Below are 15,042 nucleotides of genomic sequence, written 5' to 3' on the forward strand. Positions count from 1 at the left end.
GAACTCCTAGAGGTTGTCCAGCGCGCCGGTGCGGCGCACGGCGGCCAAGTACGCGAGCATGATCACGACCGGCACGGTCGCCACCGTGGCCGCGAACGGGAGGTTGTTGGCCGCGCCGATGTTGTCGTAGACGACGTTGCCGAGCATCTGGGAGGTGCCGCCGACGATCTTCACCGCGATGTAGTCGCCCAGGGACAGCGAAAACGTGAAGATCGAGCCCGCCACGATCGCCGGGAACGTCAGGGGCAGGATCACCGAGCGGAACGTCCGCAGCGAGCGGGCGCCGAGGTCGCCGGACGCGTCGACCAGGGAGTCCGGCAGCCGGTCGAGGCCCGCGTAGATCGGCAGGATCATGTACGGCAGCCAGAGGTACGACAGCGTGATGATCGTGGCCGTGACGCCGTACCCGGGCGAAACCGAGCTCAGGGCGCCGTTGCCGGACAGCATCGAGCGCCAGGCGTACGCCTTCACCAGGTAGCTGGCCCACAGCGGGGTCATCACCGCGATCACCAGGATCCGCTGCGCCCGCGGCGAAGCGAGCTTGGCCATCGCGTAGGCCATCGGGAACGCGATGACGGCGTCGATCACCGTCACCAGCGCCGCGATCCCGACCGTGCGGAAGGTGATCGTGCGGTACACCGCGTCGGTGAACAGCGTCTCGAAGTTGCCCAGCGACCAGTCGATGACGACCTGGCCGGTGAAGGCGTCGGTGTGCCAGAACGCCGTGACGAACAAGGCGGCGAGCGCGCCCAGGTAGGCCAGGCCGAGCCAGAGCAGCGGGGCCGACAGCAGGAAACCCAGGCGCAGCTTGGGTTTCCGGTAGAAGAAGGCGGAAACGGCGGTCATCGCACCTCGCAGGGTGAAGGCCGGACGCGGCGGGCGGAGTGGGGGGACACAGCCCGCCGCGTCCGGGGTTCGGGGGTCAGCCCTTGATCTCGGTCCAGGCCTTCGTCCACTCGCCGTAGTCCTTGCACTTGACGTCCGTGCGGCCGTCGAGGCACTGCGGGATCGGCGTGGTCCAGTACGCGATCTTCGCCGCGTACGCCGCGTCGTTGGCGTGGTAGGTGTCGCAGAGCGTCTTGTCCGACATCTCCGCGCACGCCTTCGTGTTCGCCGGCGCTTCGCCGAAGTACTCGGCGACCTGGGCGTTCACCTTCGGGCTGATGATGTAGTCGAGCCACTTGTACGCGCACGTCTTGTGCGCCGACTTCGCCGCCACCATCCAGGTGTCCGACCACCCGGTCGCGCCCTCGCTCGGCACCGCGGCCTCCAGCGGCGCGCCCTCGCCCTTGGTCAGGTTGACCGTGACCTGCCAGGCGGTGCCGACGACGGCGTCGGCGTTCTTCAGCGCCTGCGACTCCTTGAGGTAGTCCGACCAGTACTCGGACACCAGCGGCCGCTGCTGCTTGAGCAGGTTGACCGCCGCGGTGAACTGCTTGTCGTCGAGGGCGTACGGGTTCTTGATGCCCAGGTCCGGCTGGTGGGTCTGCAGGTACAGCGCCGCGTCGGCGATGTAGATCGGCGAGTCGTAGGCGATCACCTTGCCCTTGTAGGGCGAGTTCGCGTCGAACATCACCGACCACGACGCCGGTGCCGGGGTCACCTTGTCGGTGCGCCAGGTCAGCAGGTTCGCGCCCCAGCCGTGCGGGATCCCGTACGCCGTGCCGTTCACGCTGTTCCACGACTTGTTCTTGAGGAACGGCTGGACGTCGTTGTAGTTCGGCACCAGGTCGGTGTTCACCGGCTCGGCGTCCCCGGACGCGACCAGCCGCAGCGACGCGTCACCCGAGGCCGAAACGACGTCGTACTGCCCGGTCTTCATCAGCGTCACGGCCTCGTCGGAGGTCCCGAACGGCTTGACGTTCACCTTGCAGCCGGTCTGCTGCTCGAACGGCGTGACCCAATTGACCTTCGGGTCGTTCGACCCGTTCTCCGCGTACCCCGGCCAGGCGAGGACGTTCAGCTGCCCCTCCGGCTGCCCGAGCGCCTTCAGCGCTTCGAGCTTCGGCGGCGTGAAGCCCTGCGCGCCCGGCGGCGCGGCGGAGTTCGAGCCGGACGTGCCACATGCAGCCAACAGCAGGCTGGCGCCGATGAGACCGGCGAGCCGCGTCTTCCTGTTCTTCATGGCAACCCTTCTGAAGGACTACTGGACCTGGAAGCTGTGTTCGTTCCGCCAGCTGAGCCGGACGCGCCCGTCGGCGAACGCCGCGCCGTCGGTGTTCTGCCGGACGACCGAAAGCCGGCCCCCGGCGTCGAGCGCGACCGAGTACCGCACGGTCGCCCCGGCGTAGACGACGTCGGTGACCGTGCCCGTCGCGGTGGTGTGCCCGGCCGCGGCGGGCTCGGACAGGTCGCCGTCGATGCGGATCTTCTCCGGCCGGATGCTGAACAGCCCCGGCCGGCCGATGACGCTCTCGGCGCCACGCCCGCCCAGCAGGTTGGACGTCCCGACGAACCCGGCGACGAACGCGCTCGCCGGGCGTTCGTAGACCTCCTCCGGGGGGCCGACCTGCTCGATCCGGCCGTCGTTGAACACCGCGATGCGGTCGCTCATGGTGAGGGCTTCGTCCTGGTCGTGGGTGACGAAGACGAACGTGATGCCGACGTCCCGCTGGATCTGCTTGAGCTCCAGCTGCATCGCCTGCCGCAGCTTGAGGTCGAGCGCGCCGAGCGGCTCGTCGAGCAGCAGCACCTTGGGCCGGTTGACCAGCGCGCGGGCCAGGGCGACGCGCTGGCGCTGCCCGCCGGACAGCTGCGCGGGCTTGCGGGAGCCGTAGTCCTCCAGCCGCACGGTCTTCAGCGCTTCGAGCGCGCGCTCCCGGCGCTGCTGCTTCGGGACGCGCTTGACGCGCAGGCCGTATTCGACGTTCTGCTGCACGTTCATGTGCGGGAAGAGCGCGTAGTCCTGGAACACCGTATTGACGTCCCGCTCGAACGGCGCGAGCCGGCTCACGTCGTGGCCGTCGAGCTCGATCGTGCCCTCGGTGGGCAGCTCGAACCCGGCGATCATGCGCAGCACCGTCGTCTTGCCGGAGCCGGACGGGCCGAGCATGGAGAAGAACTCGCCCGGCGGGATGTCGAGGTCGACGCCGTCGACCGCGTGGACGTCGCCGAAGTGCTTGCGCAGCCCGGAAAGCCGGATCGCCGGGCGCGTGCTTTCCGGCGCGGCGGGCTCTTCCCGCGTCCCGGACGGTGCTTGGTTGGGCATCGCGACCCTCACAGTGCGCTCATCACGTGCTTGACGCGCGTGTAGTCCTCGAGGCCGTAGAGGGAGAGGTCCTTACCGTAGCCGGACTTCTTGAACCCGCCGTGCGGCATCTCGGCGACCAGGGGGATGTGCGTGTTGATCCAGACGCACCCGAAGTCGAGCTTCGCGGCGGCGCGCATCGCCCGCTGGTGGTCGCGGGTCCAGACCGACGACGCGAGGGCGTACTGGACGCCGTTCGCGAGCTTCAGGGCTTCGGCTTCGTCGGAGAACCGCTGGACGGTGATGACCGGGCCGAAGATCTCGTTCTGGATCGCCTCGTCGTCCTGCCGGAGGCCGGAGACGACGGTGGCCTCGTAGAAGTAGCCTTCGTCGCCGGCCCGGTGTCCTCCACAGTGGACGGTCGCGTGCTCCGGCAGCCGCTCGATGAACCCGGCGACCTTCTCGAGCTGGGCGGCGTTGTTGAGCGGGCCGTAGGCGACGTCTTCGTCGTCCGGCTTGCCGGTCCTGGTCTGCTCGGCCTGCCGCGTGAGCGCGGCGACGAAGGTGTCGTGCACGTCTTCGGCGACCAGTACGCGCGTGGCGGCGGTGCAGTCCTGGCCCGCGTTGAAGTACCCGGCGACGGCGATGGCCTCGGCGGCCGCTTCGAGGTCGGCGTCGCCGAAGACGATGACCGGCGCTTTGCCGCCGAGTTCCAGGTGCACGCGCTTGACGTCGTTCGCGGCCGACCGCGCCACCTCGATGCCGGCCCGGACCGAGCCGGTGATCGACACCATCGCCGGGATGTCGTGCTCGACCAGCGCGCGGCCGGTGTCGCGGTCGCCGCAGATCACGTTCAACACCCCGGGCGGGAAGAACTCGCCAGCGATCTCGGCGAGCAGAAGGGTCGACGCCGGGGTGGTGTCGGAGGGCTTGAGGACGACGGTGTTGCCGGCGGCGAGGGCGGGCGCGATCTTCCAGATGGCCATCAGCAGCGGGTAGTTCCACGGCGTGACCTGCGCGCAGACGCCGACCGGCTCGCGGCGCACGAACGACGTGTGGCCTTCCAGGTACTCCCCCGCGGCCCGGCCTTCGAGCACGCGCGCGGCCCCGGCGAAGAAGCGGACCTGGTCGAGGACCATCGGGATCTCTTCGGCCATCGTCAGGGCGACCGGCTTGCCGGTGTTCGCGGACTCGGTCGCGACCAGTTCTCCGGCCCGGGCTTCGAGGGCGTCGGCGAGCTTGAGCAGCGCGAGCTGGCGCTGGGAGGGCGTGGTTTCCCGCCAGGTCTCGAACGCGGTCGCGGCGACCTGCAACGCGTTGTCGACGTCTTCGGGGCCGGCGATCGGGGCGGTGCAGTAGGGACGTCCGGTGACGGGGTCGACGATCTCCGCCGTCCGGCCCGACTTGGACTCGACGTACGCGCCGCCGACGTAGTGCTTGAGCTCCTGCGGCGGGGTGGGTGGGCTGGCAGAAGACACGGTCACTCCTCGGTGCTGACGGGAGCTAAAACATATGACTCCATATGTAATAGGACAAGGGCATGAGGCAAGATTGGTGCGAACGGGTAACTCCGACCGGCGAGGATCACGATGCGCAAGGGCATGTCGCACAGCGCGCGATCCGCCATGTTCGCCCCGCTCGGCCAGATCGGGCGGGCGGAGGCGGTGGCGGCGCGGCTGGTCGACGCCATCACCCTCGGCCTGCTCGCCGACCAGGAGCAGTTGCCCAGCGAAGCCGACCTGGCCGCGCAGTTCGGCGTCTCGACGGTGACGGTCCGGGAGGCGCTGGTGGCCCTGCGGCAGCAGGGGCTGGTCGAGACGCGGCGAGGGCGCAGCGGCGGCAGCTTCGTGCGCGCGCCGGCCCACCCGCCCGCGGACGCGTGGCGCTCGCGGCTGCGCGAGGTGTCGCTGTCGGACCTGCGGGACGTCGGCGACCACTACCTGGCGATCGCCGGGGCTGCGGCCAAGCTCGCCGCCGAGCGCAGTTCTCCCGAGGACGTCGCCCGGCTGCGGCTGGCGACCGACGACCTCCGCACGGCCCACGGCATCGATTTCACCCGGGCGGAGCGGCAGTTCCACCTGGAGGTCGCGGCGGCCGCGCAGTCACCGAGGTTGACGCACGAAGAGGTCCACCTGCAGAGCGAGCTGGGTGGGTTGCTGTGGCTGCCGCTCGGGTCCACGGCACCCTCGTGCGAGGAACACGCGGCGATCACCGCGGCGATTTCCTCCGCGGACGGCGAGCTGGCCCGCAAGCTGACCGAGGAGCACCTGCTGGGCGCCCTCGACCGCCTCGCAGACGTGCACCTGGACCTGCTCACGCCGTAAACTTCCGCTACTCCGCGCATCGAGGTGAGCACCGTGAACGACACCCGCACGCTGGCCGGCGACGAGGTCGTCGAGCAGGTTTCCGCGTTGGTGGAAGGGGTTTTCGAGCGGCTCAAGCCCCTGCTGGCGGCCGCCGAGTCGGTCCTGGCGGACAGTCCGGCCGCGGCCGCCCTGCACCGGATCCGCCCGCAGGTCACCGAGGCACTGGGCGGGCTCATCATCGGCGCGGGGTTCGTCAGCGCCCCCCGCGTGCTGGCCGACTCGGAATTCGGCTTCGAGTGGTGGACGGGCTCGTCTTCGGAGCCGTCCCAGCTGTTCATCAGCCTCGACCCGGCGAGCGAGAACTTCCTGGACTACACGCGCCAGTCCTGGTTCACGGTCCCCCGCGACACCGGGCGGCGGCACATCAACGGCCCGTACGTCGATTACCTGTGCACCGACGAGTACACGCTGACGTTCACGATCCCGGTGTTCCGGGGCGATTCTTTCGCGGGGGTCGTCGGCGCGGACGTGTACGTGAGGGAGTTCGAGCGGACGGTGCGGCCGCGGCTGCGGTCGCTGGGGCGCGGGGCGGCGCTGCTGAACGCGCAGGGCCGGGTGATCGTGTCGAACAGCGTCCGGCAGCCGACGGGATCGCTGGTGCGGGAGGCGGACGTCCCGGCGTGGTGGTCGGCGGGCGCGGAGCCCGGCCCGGGCCTGCGGCGGTGCGGGGATTCGCCGATCGTGCTGGTGACTGCGGCTTAGGGACCGCCCAGCAGTGCGTACCGCACGAAGCAGCCCGGGCTGTCCCGCACGAGCACCGTCAACGGCGTTCCCTCGGGCACCGGCCGGGTCGTGAACACGGGGTGCGCCGGACCGAACAGCGTGCTCACCTCGCCGACCCGGGTCAGGGAGGTTTCGTCGCCGCCGAAGGGGGTGCAGTTCGTGGAGGCGCGGTAGTCCCGGCCATCGTGGTGGATGCGCGAGGGGAGCCCGCCGTTGCCGGGCAGGGCGTAGCCGAAGTGGTTCGCCGTCCACGGCAGGAACGCCATCCCGCCCGCCGCGAGCAGGACGACAGCAGCCACGACAGCCGCGCGTTTCCAGGTCACCTCCCGAAGACGCCCGTCGGGGTGTTCAGGTTTGCAGCGCCACCCAAAGTTCCGCGCGGACGCCCGGTGAGTCCAGGTCGCGGCCCAGCAGTTCCTGCGCCTTCGTGATCCGGTTCCGCAGCGTGTGCCGGTGGACGCCGAGCCGCGCGGCCGCCACGTCCCAGTGGCCGTGGTGTTCCAGCCAGCAGCGCAGCGACGCCACCAGGTCTCCGCGGCCCGTTTCGTCGTGGCGGCGCAGCGGGGCCAGGAGGTTTCCGGCGTGGACGCGGGCCACCTCCGGGTCGATCAAGGACAGCAGGCCGCGGCCGGTGTGTTCGGCCGCCGAGATGAGGATCTTGCCCTCGGCCTCCGCCGCCTGGGCCGCCAGGCCCGCCTGCTCGAGCCCGGCCGCGAAGTCGCGTGGGGCGACCGGGCCCGCCACCCCGCCGTGCAGCCCTCCGATCCGCACCGCCACCTCGGCGGCCTGCTCGACCACGCTCGCCGGCCCGAAAGCGACCACCGACGCCCCGGAACGCGCCGCGAACAGCTCGCCGTCCAGGGCCCCGAGCAGCTTGCGCCGGGCCGCGGGCGGGCCGAGGAACACCAGCACCGACCACGGCGCGGCCGGCGCCTCGGCCCCGGAAGCGGCCAGCACCCGCAGGGCCAGCTCGGCCTGGCCGCCCACGAGCAGCTCCACCAGCCCGGTCCGCAACGCCTCCCGCGCCGCCGCCTGCGCGCGATCCTGTTCCAGCGCCAGGGAAAGCACCGAGACCGCCGTGTTGACGATGTGCCGCCCCGCCGTGTCCAGGGACGCCCCGACAGCGAGCACCCGGCGCGCACTGGTGTCCAGCGTTTGCAGGACCACTTCGTCGTCCCCCAGCGACACAACCCGCGTGCCGGTCTGCAGCCGCTCCAGCTCTTCGCGCAGCGAAGCGCCGTACGCCCGCGCGCTCGCCGGAGCCGCTTCGGTGACGGTTGTGCGGTCGAAGAGCAGCACCCAGCCGTCGACGAGCTTCGCCAGCTTGCGCAGCACACCCGCCGGGCCGCCCTTGCCGACCGCCGTGCGGGTCAGTTCCTGCTGGGCGCGGCCGATGCGGACCGTCGTCGCGTACTCGTCGGCCGCCACCGCGCGCGACACGGCCCGGGTGATCGCGATGAACGGTGTCTTCCGCGGCACCTCCAGCACCGGCAGCCCCACCGACGCCGCCGTCGTCACGAGTGAGCGCGGGACGGACTCGTGGCTGAGCCCGACGCCGAAGCCGAGGCCAGCGACCCCGGCGGCCACGAGCCGCCGGACGTAGGCCGGTGACGTCGCTTCGTCCAAAGCCAGGCCGGTGGTGAGCAGCAGCTCGCCGCCTTCGAGGAACGCCTGGGGGTCGGTCAGCTCCGTCGGGTGGACCCAGCCGATCGGGCGGTCCAGGACGTCTTCGCCGGTCAGCACCCGCAGCCCGAGCGGGCGCTCGGCGGCCAGCCGGGCCAGCGTGAGTGCCATAACGGCCAATTGTACGCGCGGAATTGTCCAGGACGGCCACCTGACGACCGTCCGGTAACCGCTCATCCTGAGGACGTCCCCCGACTTCCCAGGAGCACGCCGTGACCGCAAGCACCACCGCCGGGCCGCAGGCGCCGGCGCCCCGCCAGCGCAGGCTGCAGACCGAAATCCCCGGCCCCGTCTCGCGCGAGCTGCAGCAACGCCGCACCGCTGCCGTCGCCGCCGGGGTCAGCTCGGTGCTGCCCGTCTACGTCACCTCCGCCAGCGGCGGCCTGCTCACCGACGCCGACGGCAACGTCCTGATCGACTTCGGCTCCGGCATCGCGGTGACGAACGTCGGGCACTCCGCGCCGGCCGTCGTCGACCGCGTCCGCAAGCAGGCCTGCTGGTTCACCCACACCTGCTTCATGGTCACGCCGTACGAGGGGTACGTCGAGGTCTGCGAAGCCCTGGCCGAGCTGACGCCGGGCGACCACGCGAAGAAGTCCGTCCTGTTCAACTCCGGCGCCGAAGCCGTCGAGAACGCCGTGAAGATCGCGCGCACGGCGACCGGGCGTCAGGCCGTCGTCGTGTTCGACCACGCCTACCACGGCCGCACCAACCTGACCATGGGCATGACCGCGAAGTCCATTCCCTACAAGCACGGCTTCGGCCCGTTCGCGCCCGAGATCTACCGCGTGCCGGGCTCGTACCCGTTCCGCGACGGCCTGTCCGGCCCCGAAGCCGCCGCGCTGGCCATCGACCGGATCGAGAAGCAGATCGGCGGCGACCAGGTGGCCGCGGTGGTCCTGGAGCCGATCCAGGGCGAAGGCGGCTTCATCGAGCCGGCGCGCGGCTTCCTGCCCGCGATCGCGGCCTGGTGCCGCGAAAACGGCGTCGTGTACGTCGCCGACGAGGTCCAGACCGGTTTCTGCCGCACCGGTTCGTGGTTCGCGTCCACCGACGAGGACGTGGTGCCGGACCTGATCGCGACGGCCAAGGGCATCGCGGGCGGCCTGCCGCTGTCCGCCGTCACCGGCCGCGCCGAGCTGCTGGACGCGGTCCCGCCGGGCGGCCTCGGCGGCACGTACGGCGGCAACCCGATCGCGTGCGCGGCGGCGCTCGGCTCGATCGAGACGATGAAGACCGAGAACCTGGCCGCGTCGGCCCAGCGCATCGAAGGTGCCGTGCTGCCGCGGCTGCGGGCGCTGGCCGCCGAGACCGGCGTGATCGGCGACGTCCGCGGGCGCGGCGCGATGCTGGCCGCGGAGTTCGTGAAGCCCGGGACTTCAGAGCCCGACGCCGACCTGACCAAGCGCGTCGCGGCGGCCTGTCACCGGGCCGGTGTGGTGGTGCTGACCTGCGGGACCTACGGCAACGTCGTCCGGCTGCTGCCGCCGCTGGCGCTGTCCAACGACCTGCTCGACGAGGGCTTGTCGGTGCTGGAGCACGCCGTCCGGACGGAGGCCCGCGCATGACGTTCCCGTTCTGGGTCGCCGGGAAGCCGGTGACCGGCGGCGCGACCGCGGTCGTCCGTCACTCCTTCGACGGCTCCGAGGCGGGGTCCCACTTCGTCCCTTCGCCGTCGGACGTCGAAGCCGCGGTGCAGGCCGCGGCGGACGTCGCCGACGAGTTCGCGACGCTGCCCGCGCACGTCCGCGCCGGGGCGTTGGACCACGTGTCCCGTTCGCTGGGTGAGCGGTCCGAAGAGATCGCCGCGCTGATCACGGCGGAGTCGGGCAAGCCGCTGAAGTGGGCCCGCGGCGAGGTGGGGCGCGCGGTGTCGACGTTCCGCTGGGCGGCCGAGGAGGCCCGCCGCTTCTCGGGTGAGCTGCAGCGGCTCGACACGGACCCGGGCGGCACCGGCCGGCTGGCGCTGGTCCGGCGCGTGCCGCGCGGGCCGGTGCTGGGCATCACGCCGTTCAACTTCCCGCTGAACCTGGTGGCGCACAAGGTGGCCCCGGCGATCGCGGTGGGTGCGCCGATCGTGCTCAAGCCCGCGCCGGCGACGCCGCTGACGGCGTTGCTGCTGGGCGAAATCCTGGCCGGCACCGATCTGCCGGCGGGGTCGTGGTCGATCCTGCCGGTGGACAACGAGACGTCGTCCCGCCTGGTCGAGGACCCGCGCCTGCCGGTGGTGTCGTTCACCGGCTCGGTCCCGGTGGGCTGGGCGATCCGCGACCGCGTGCCCCGCAAGCACGTGGCCCTGGAGCTGGGCGGCAACGCGGCGGTGCTCGTCTGTCCGGATTGGCCGGACCTGGACTTCGCGGCGCAGCGGATCGCGACGTTCGCGATGTACCAAGCGGGGCAGTCGTGCATTTCGGTGCAGCGGGTGTACGCGCACGACTCGGTGTTCGACGCGCTGGCCGCGAAGGTGCTCGACCAGGTCCGCGCGCTGGGAGTGGGTGACCCGCGCGCCGAGGGTGTCGACGTCGGCCCGTTGATCAACGTCGACGCCGCTTCCCGGGTTTCGTCGTGGGTTTCGGCGGCGGTTGCTTCCGGCGCGAAGTTGCTCACCGGCGGCGGGCAGTCGGGAGCCACGGTCGAGCCGACGGTGCTGGCGGACGTCCCGGAGGACGCGTCGGTGATGGCCGAGGAGGTGTTCGGGCCGGTGGTTTCGCTGGTCCGGGTTTCTTCGGTGGAGGACGGCGTTTCGCGGATCAACGCGTCGCGCTTCGGGCTGCAGGCCGGGGTGTTCACGCGTGACGTCCCGACGGCTTTCTCGGTGTCGGCGGCCCTTCGCGTGGGCGGCGTGATCGTCGGTGACGTGCCGAGCTTCCGGGCCGACCAGATGCCGTACGGCGGGGTGAAGGACTCCGGTGTGGGGCGGGAAGGCCCGGCGTCGGCGATGGCGGACTTCACCGAGGAGCGCGTCACGGTCCTGACGGGATTGACGCTGTAAGAGCCTCGTGCGCCTCGACGAGTGACGGTCCGTACCACGTGAGGTGACGGCCCGAGACCAGGACGTACCGCGCGTCCGGGAAGTGGTCCGGGCCGTCCTCCTCGGTGAACAGGTACGGCTCGTCCGGCAGCACCAGCAGGTCCGCGTCCGCCGCGAAGTGCGCCCGCAGCTCCTCGAGGTCCGGGCGCGGGTAGCGCTCCTCCGACGTCGCATACACGTTCGCCACGCCGACGCGGCGCAGGACGTCGCCGGCGAACGTGTCGCGGCCCAGCACGATCCACGGCTTGCGCCACACCGGGACCACCGCGTGGAAACGCACCGGCCGGACCTCGCGCCAGGCCTCTTCCGCCGCCACCAGCCACTCCGGCTCGGCGAGCTCGTACGCCTGCGTCAGGATCCGGCGCAGCGAGCCGAGCGCCGCGGGCACCGACGCCGCCGCGGCCATCACCCAGACCGGGATTCCGTTGGCGCGCAGCCGTTCCACGTCCTCCTGGCGGTTCTCCTCCGCGTTGGCCAGCACCAGGTCCGGCGCCAGGTCGAGCACGCGGTCCAGCTTCGGGTACTTCGACCCGCCCACCCGCGGAACGTCCAAATCGGACGGATGCGTGCAGTAGTCCGTCGCGCCCGCCAGCCGTCCGGGCGCGCTGACCTCGACCGCTTCGGTCAGGGACGGCACGAGCGACACCACTCGCGCAGCCGGTCCGGACAGCGGTACCGGTTCGCCGAGATCGTCGACCAGGTACGTCATGCGCGTTCGAACGACACCTTCCGCTTCTCGACGTCGACCGCGGTCAGCCGGACCGCGATCCGCTCCCCCGCGGTCAGCCGCTCCCCCGCGCACTTCGCCATCACCGTGGGGTCCTCGACCAGGATCTCCGCCTTGTTCTCGTCCGCGCGCAGCACCACCGCGCTGAACTCGCCGCCGACGTGCTCGGCCAGCACCCACGCCTCGACCTGGTCGATGCACGCCCGCTCGACCTTCGCGGCGAGCGCGTCCGACGCGCTCATCCGCTCCGGGACGTCGGCGAGCGCCGCCCGCACCCACTCCGGGACCTCGCGGCCGGCCGAGACGGCGAGGCAGATCTCGGTGGCGAACCGGTCGACCAGCCGCCGGATCGGGGCCGTGACGTGCGCGTACGCGCCGCCGATGCCCGCGTGCGTCGTCAGTGACGGCAGTTCGCCGTCGAACGCCGTGTAGCCCGCGCCGCGCAGCAGCCGGGTCGTGTCGGCGTAGAGCGCCATCGACGCCGGCTGCCCGGGATCCAATCGGGACAGGAACTCCGACACGGTCACTTCCGGCGCCCACGCGATGCCGAGCGCTTCGGCCGAGCGGCGCAGCCAGTCGACGGCCTCGGGCTCCGGGTCGGGCAGCGTGCGCAGGACGCCGATCCGCGCGTCGAGCATGATCCGCGCCGCGGCCATCCCGGTGAGCAGCGAGATTTCGGCGTTCCAGGCGTCGACGGCGGTGCGCGGGCGGCGGGCGAGCACCCAGCCGCCGTCCGGGTCGCCGGTGATCTCCTGCTCCGGCAGCTGCAGCTCGACGGCGCCGCGCCGGACGGCCAGCTCGCGCCGCCGCCGGCCCAGTTCCGGCAGCGCGGCGACCGACGGGTGCGGGTTCCCGGCGTCGAGGGCGGCCTGCACCGTCTCGTAGTCGAACTGCTCGGTGGACCGGACCAGCGCGCGGCGGACGCGGGTGGCGGTCGGCTCGCCGGCGTCGTCGGTCTCGATGGTCCAGAGCACCGCGGGCCGGATCTCGCCGGGCAGCAGGCTCGCCGCGCCTTCGGAGAGCACCGGCGGGTGCAGCGGGACGTTGCCGTCGGGCAGGTAGAGCGTCTGGCCGCGCAGGCGTGATTCGCGGTCGAGGGCACCGCCGGGCGGGATGAACGCGGCGAGGTCGGCGATGGCGTAGTGCACGCGGAAGCCGTGCGCGGTCTTCTCGACCACCATCGCCTGGTCCAGGTCCTTGGACCCGGGCGGGTCGATGGTGACGAACGGCAGGTCGGTCGCGTCCTCGCGGGGGCCGGCGCTGGCCAGCGGGTCGAGGACCGCCGCCTCCGCCTCGGCCAGCACCTCGGGCCCGAACGACTCCGGCAGCGAAAACTCGGCACGCAGGGGGCCGAAGTCCCCGCCCGCCGAGTGTGTCCTGATCACGAGGGGAGGCACCCCCCAACCCTAACCCGCGCCGGGCCCGGAGATCGCCCGATCGGGTGCGGGCCGGTCGGGTGTACGTTGCCCTGGGCATAATGAAAACCGTCATCATTACCAGAAGGGGATCCCGACCGTGAAGATCGCGTTCGTCGGCAAGGGCGGCAGCGGCAAGACCACGCTGTCGTCGCTGTTCGTGGCGTACCTCGCCGACGCCGGCCTGCCGGTGCTGGCCATCGACGCCGACATCAACCAGCACCTGGCGGTGGCCCTCGGCGCGACCGAGGAGGAAGCGCTCGCCTGGCCGACGCTGGGCGACAACATGGCGCTGATCAAGGACTACCTGCGCGGCGACAACCCGCGGATCCCGGACGCGGCGTCGATGATCAAGACGACCCCGCCCGGCCGCGGCTCGCGGCTGGTCCGGCCGTTCGAGGACAACCCGGTCTTCGCGGCGTGCTTCCGCCAGCTGGGCGGCGTCCGGCTGGGCGTCACCGGCCAGTTCGACGAGGACGACCTCGGCGTCAAGTGCTATCACTCGAAGGTGGGGGCGGCGGAGCTGCTGCTGAACCACCTGGTCGACGTCGACGGCGAGTACGTCGTGATGGACATGACGGCGGGCGCGGACGCGTTCGCTTCGGGCCTGTTCACCCGGTTCGACGTGACGTTCCTGGTCTGCGAGCCGACGGTGCGGAGCGTGGGCGTGTACCGCCAGTACGCGGACTACGCGCGCGACTTCGGCGTCCGGCTCGTGGTGGTGGGCAACAAGGTGACGGACGCGGAGGACGTCGAGTTCCTGCAGGACCAGGTCGGCGCGGCGCTGCTGGGGTGGCTGTCGGCATCCGGGCACGTACGGGCGGCCGAGCGCGGAACGGCCCGCCCGATCGCGGAGCTCGAGCCGGTCAACCTGGCCACGCTGGCCACGATGCGCGCGGCGGTCGACGCGGAAGAGCGCGATTGGGCCCGCTACCAGCGCCAGGCGGTCGAGTTCCACCTGCGCAACGCGGCGGCCTGGGCCGGCGCCGACCTCGCCGCGCAGGTGGACCCGGAGTTCGTGCTGAGCCCGCGGTTGACGGTCTAGTCGTCGTCCTCGGCATCGGCCCGCCGGGTGCGCTCCCGGGCGATCTCGAGGGCGCGCCGGGCGGTGGCCTCGTCGGGGTACGGGCCGAGCAGATCGACGCTGCGGCTGCGTTCGAGGTGCTCGACCTGGTGGGTGCGGGTGTTGTAGTACCACCCCTGGTCCGGGTTCGGGTCTTTGGACATGGTCCTAGGTTCGCACCCGAGCGCCGGTTTTTCAGCGCTTGTACCGGTAGGGGATCTCGGTCGGCTGCCCGGTGGGCCCGAAGTCCTGCGGTTCTTCGGGCTCTTTCTGTTCGGTGAATTCGTCGAACCAGCCACGCGGGGTGCCGCGAGGAGGAGTTTCGGGTTCCTGGCGGGAGGGCTGCGGGAGCGGGGTGTCCCGCCCGGGGAAGACGGGACGGGCGTTCGGCGCCGGCGGCGGAACGGGCGGCATGGTCCCGGGCCCCGGGAAGACCGGGCGGGCCGGGGCCGCGTGGCGGGCCGGGAACGGCTGGGGGGTGGATTCCGGGCCGGGGAAGACCGGCTTGGGGTTTTGGGGCCGGCTGGGTGGGGCTGGGAAGGTGGTTGGGCCTGGGGCCGGAGTGGTGGGTGCTGCCGGGCTCTGCGCCGGACCGGTGGCCGGGGTGCTGGGCGCTGCCGGACTCTGCGCCGGACCGGTCGCCGGGGTGCTGGGCGCTGCCGGGCTCTGCGCCGGACCGGTCGCCGGGGTGCTGGGCGCTGCCGGGCTCTGCGCCGGACCGGTCGCCGGGGTGCTGGGCGCTGCCGGACTCTGCGCCGACGCGCTGGTCGAGGCCGCCCGCCCGGACGTCGTGCTGGTGGGCGGCGCCGGTCTCGACGACGTCCGCAACCGCGCCCGGCGCGCCCGC

Annotated in this window: 15 protein-coding genes; 6 read left to right on the top strand and 9 right to left on the bottom strand. The window is 71.9% G+C overall.

The window, feature by feature from the left end; all coding sequences use genetic code 11:
• Positions 1-6: 6 nt before the first annotated feature.
• The 4 genes from ACWDN5_RS29510 to ACWDN5_RS29525 form a co-directional block, all read right to left on the bottom strand.
• Positions 7-846 (bottom strand): ABC transporter permease, encoded by an 840-nt coding sequence (locus ACWDN5_RS29510; RefSeq protein ID WP_449678574.1) that lies wholly within the window; start codon positions 844-846, stop codon positions 7-9.
• 76 nt (positions 847-922) lie between these two features.
• On the bottom strand, positions 923-2,125 hold the full coding sequence (locus ACWDN5_RS29515) for an ABC transporter substrate-binding protein (RefSeq protein ID WP_449678575.1): 1,203 nt from the start codon (positions 2,123-2,125) through the stop codon (positions 923-925).
• Positions 2,126-2,143: 18 nt separating this feature from the next.
• Entirely contained in the window at positions 2,144-3,208 is a 1,065-nt protein-coding gene (locus tag ACWDN5_RS29520; protein ID WP_310970648.1) for an ABC transporter ATP-binding protein, read from the bottom strand.
• 8 nt (positions 3,209-3,216) lie between these two features.
• On the bottom strand, positions 3,217-4,665 hold the full coding sequence (locus ACWDN5_RS29525; RefSeq protein WP_449678576.1) for a gamma-aminobutyraldehyde dehydrogenase: 1,449 nt from the start codon (positions 4,663-4,665) through the stop codon (positions 3,217-3,219).
• Between the two features lie 111 nt (positions 4,666-4,776).
• Between ACWDN5_RS29525 and ACWDN5_RS29530 the strand changes: the two genes are divergently transcribed.
• Together ACWDN5_RS29530 and ACWDN5_RS29535 are read left to right on the top strand one after the other, a co-directional pair.
• On the top strand, positions 4,777-5,511 hold the full coding sequence (locus tag ACWDN5_RS29530; protein ID WP_310970650.1) for a FadR/GntR family transcriptional regulator: 735 nt from the start codon (positions 4,777-4,779) through the stop codon (positions 5,509-5,511).
• A 33-nt stretch (positions 5,512-5,544) separates the two neighbouring features.
• Entirely contained in the window at positions 5,545-6,255 is a 711-nt protein-coding gene (locus ACWDN5_RS29535) for a cache domain-containing protein (protein ID WP_449678577.1), read from the top strand.
• On the opposite strand, the gene ACWDN5_RS29540 is transcribed toward ACWDN5_RS29535, so the two are convergent.
• On the bottom strand, positions 6,252-6,575 hold the full coding sequence (locus ACWDN5_RS29540; protein ID WP_449678578.1) for a hypothetical protein: 324 nt from the start codon (positions 6,573-6,575) through the stop codon (positions 6,252-6,254). The genes ACWDN5_RS29535 and ACWDN5_RS29540 overlap by 4 nt on opposite strands.
• A gap of 49 nt (positions 6,576-6,624) precedes the next feature.
• Entirely contained in the window at positions 6,625-8,070 is a 1,446-nt protein-coding gene (locus tag ACWDN5_RS29545; RefSeq protein WP_449678579.1) for a PucR family transcriptional regulator, read from the bottom strand.
• A 101-nt stretch (positions 8,071-8,171) separates the two neighbouring features.
• Here ACWDN5_RS29545 and gabT point away from each other — a divergent pair, with 101 nt between their 5' ends.
• On the top strand, positions 8,172-9,527 hold the full coding sequence (gene gabT / locus ACWDN5_RS29550; protein WP_449678580.1) for a 4-aminobutyrate--2-oxoglutarate transaminase: 1,356 nt from the start codon (positions 8,172-8,174) through the stop codon (positions 9,525-9,527).
• Positions 9,524-10,951, top strand: a complete 1,428-nt coding sequence (locus tag ACWDN5_RS29555) for an aldehyde dehydrogenase family protein (RefSeq protein ID WP_449678581.1) — start codon at positions 9,524-9,526, stop codon at positions 10,949-10,951. The genes gabT and ACWDN5_RS29555 overlap by 4 nt, the downstream gene beginning before the upstream one ends.
• On the opposite strand, the gene ACWDN5_RS29560 is transcribed toward ACWDN5_RS29555, so the two are convergent.
• Positions 10,923-11,699: a helical backbone metal receptor gene (locus ACWDN5_RS29560; protein ID WP_449678582.1), complete on the bottom strand. Its 777-nt coding sequence runs from the start codon at positions 11,697-11,699 to the stop codon at positions 10,923-10,925. The two genes, ACWDN5_RS29555 and ACWDN5_RS29560, sit on opposite strands and share 29 nt — an antisense overlap.
• On the bottom strand, positions 11,696-13,102 hold the full coding sequence (locus ACWDN5_RS29565) for an RNB domain-containing ribonuclease (protein WP_310970660.1): 1,407 nt from the start codon (positions 13,100-13,102) through the stop codon (positions 11,696-11,698). The genes ACWDN5_RS29560 and ACWDN5_RS29565 overlap by 4 nt, the downstream gene beginning before the upstream one ends.
• A gap of 130 nt (positions 13,103-13,232) precedes the next feature.
• On the opposite strand from ACWDN5_RS29565, the gene ACWDN5_RS29570 reads away from it, so the two are divergent.
• Positions 13,233-14,177, top strand: a complete 945-nt coding sequence (locus ACWDN5_RS29570; RefSeq protein ID WP_449678583.1) for an ATP-binding protein — start codon at positions 13,233-13,235, stop codon at positions 14,175-14,177.
• Here the strand turns inward: ACWDN5_RS29570 and ACWDN5_RS29575 are convergent.
• Entirely contained in the window at positions 14,174-14,359 is a 186-nt protein-coding gene (locus ACWDN5_RS29575; protein WP_310970663.1) for a hypothetical protein, read from the bottom strand. The two genes, ACWDN5_RS29570 and ACWDN5_RS29575, sit on opposite strands and share 4 nt — an antisense overlap.
• A gap of 401 nt (positions 14,360-14,760) precedes the next feature.
• Here ACWDN5_RS29575 and ACWDN5_RS29580 point away from each other — a divergent pair.
• Positions 14,761-15,042: hypothetical protein (locus tag ACWDN5_RS29580; RefSeq protein WP_449678584.1), on the top strand; the 282-nt coding region annotated here is incomplete at its 3' end.

The organism is Amycolatopsis sp. NPDC003731 (assembly GCF_053586895.1).

Bases quoted from the DNA above. Each gene is read 5' to 3' on its own strand.
- ACWDN5_RS29530 (WP_310970650.1), top strand. From the start codon at position 4,777: ATGCGCAAGGGCATGTCGCACAGCGCGCGATCCGCCATGTTCGCCCCG.
- ACWDN5_RS29520 (WP_310970648.1), bottom strand. From the start codon at position 3,208: ATGCCCAACCAAGCACCGTCCGGGACGCGGGAAGAGCCCGCCGCGCCG.
- ACWDN5_RS29545 (WP_449678579.1), bottom strand. From the start codon at position 8,070: ATGGCACTCACGCTGGCCCGGCTGGCCGCCGAGCGCCCGCTCGGGCTG.
- ACWDN5_RS29510 (WP_449678574.1), bottom strand. From the start codon at position 846: ATGACCGCCGTTTCCGCCTTCTTCTACCGGAAACCCAAGCTGCGCCTG.
- ACWDN5_RS29555 (WP_449678581.1), top strand. From the start codon at position 9,524: ATGACGTTCCCGTTCTGGGTCGCCGGGAAGCCGGTGACCGGCGGCGCG.
- ACWDN5_RS29515 (WP_449678575.1), bottom strand. From the start codon at position 2,125: ATGAAGAACAGGAAGACGCGGCTCGCCGGTCTCATCGGCGCCAGCCTG.
- ACWDN5_RS29575 (WP_310970663.1), bottom strand. From the start codon at position 14,359: ATGTCCAAAGACCCGAACCCGGACCAGGGGTGGTACTACAACACCCGC.
- ACWDN5_RS29560 (WP_449678582.1), bottom strand. From the start codon at position 11,699: ATGACGTACCTGGTCGACGATCTCGGCGAACCGGTACCGCTGTCCGGA.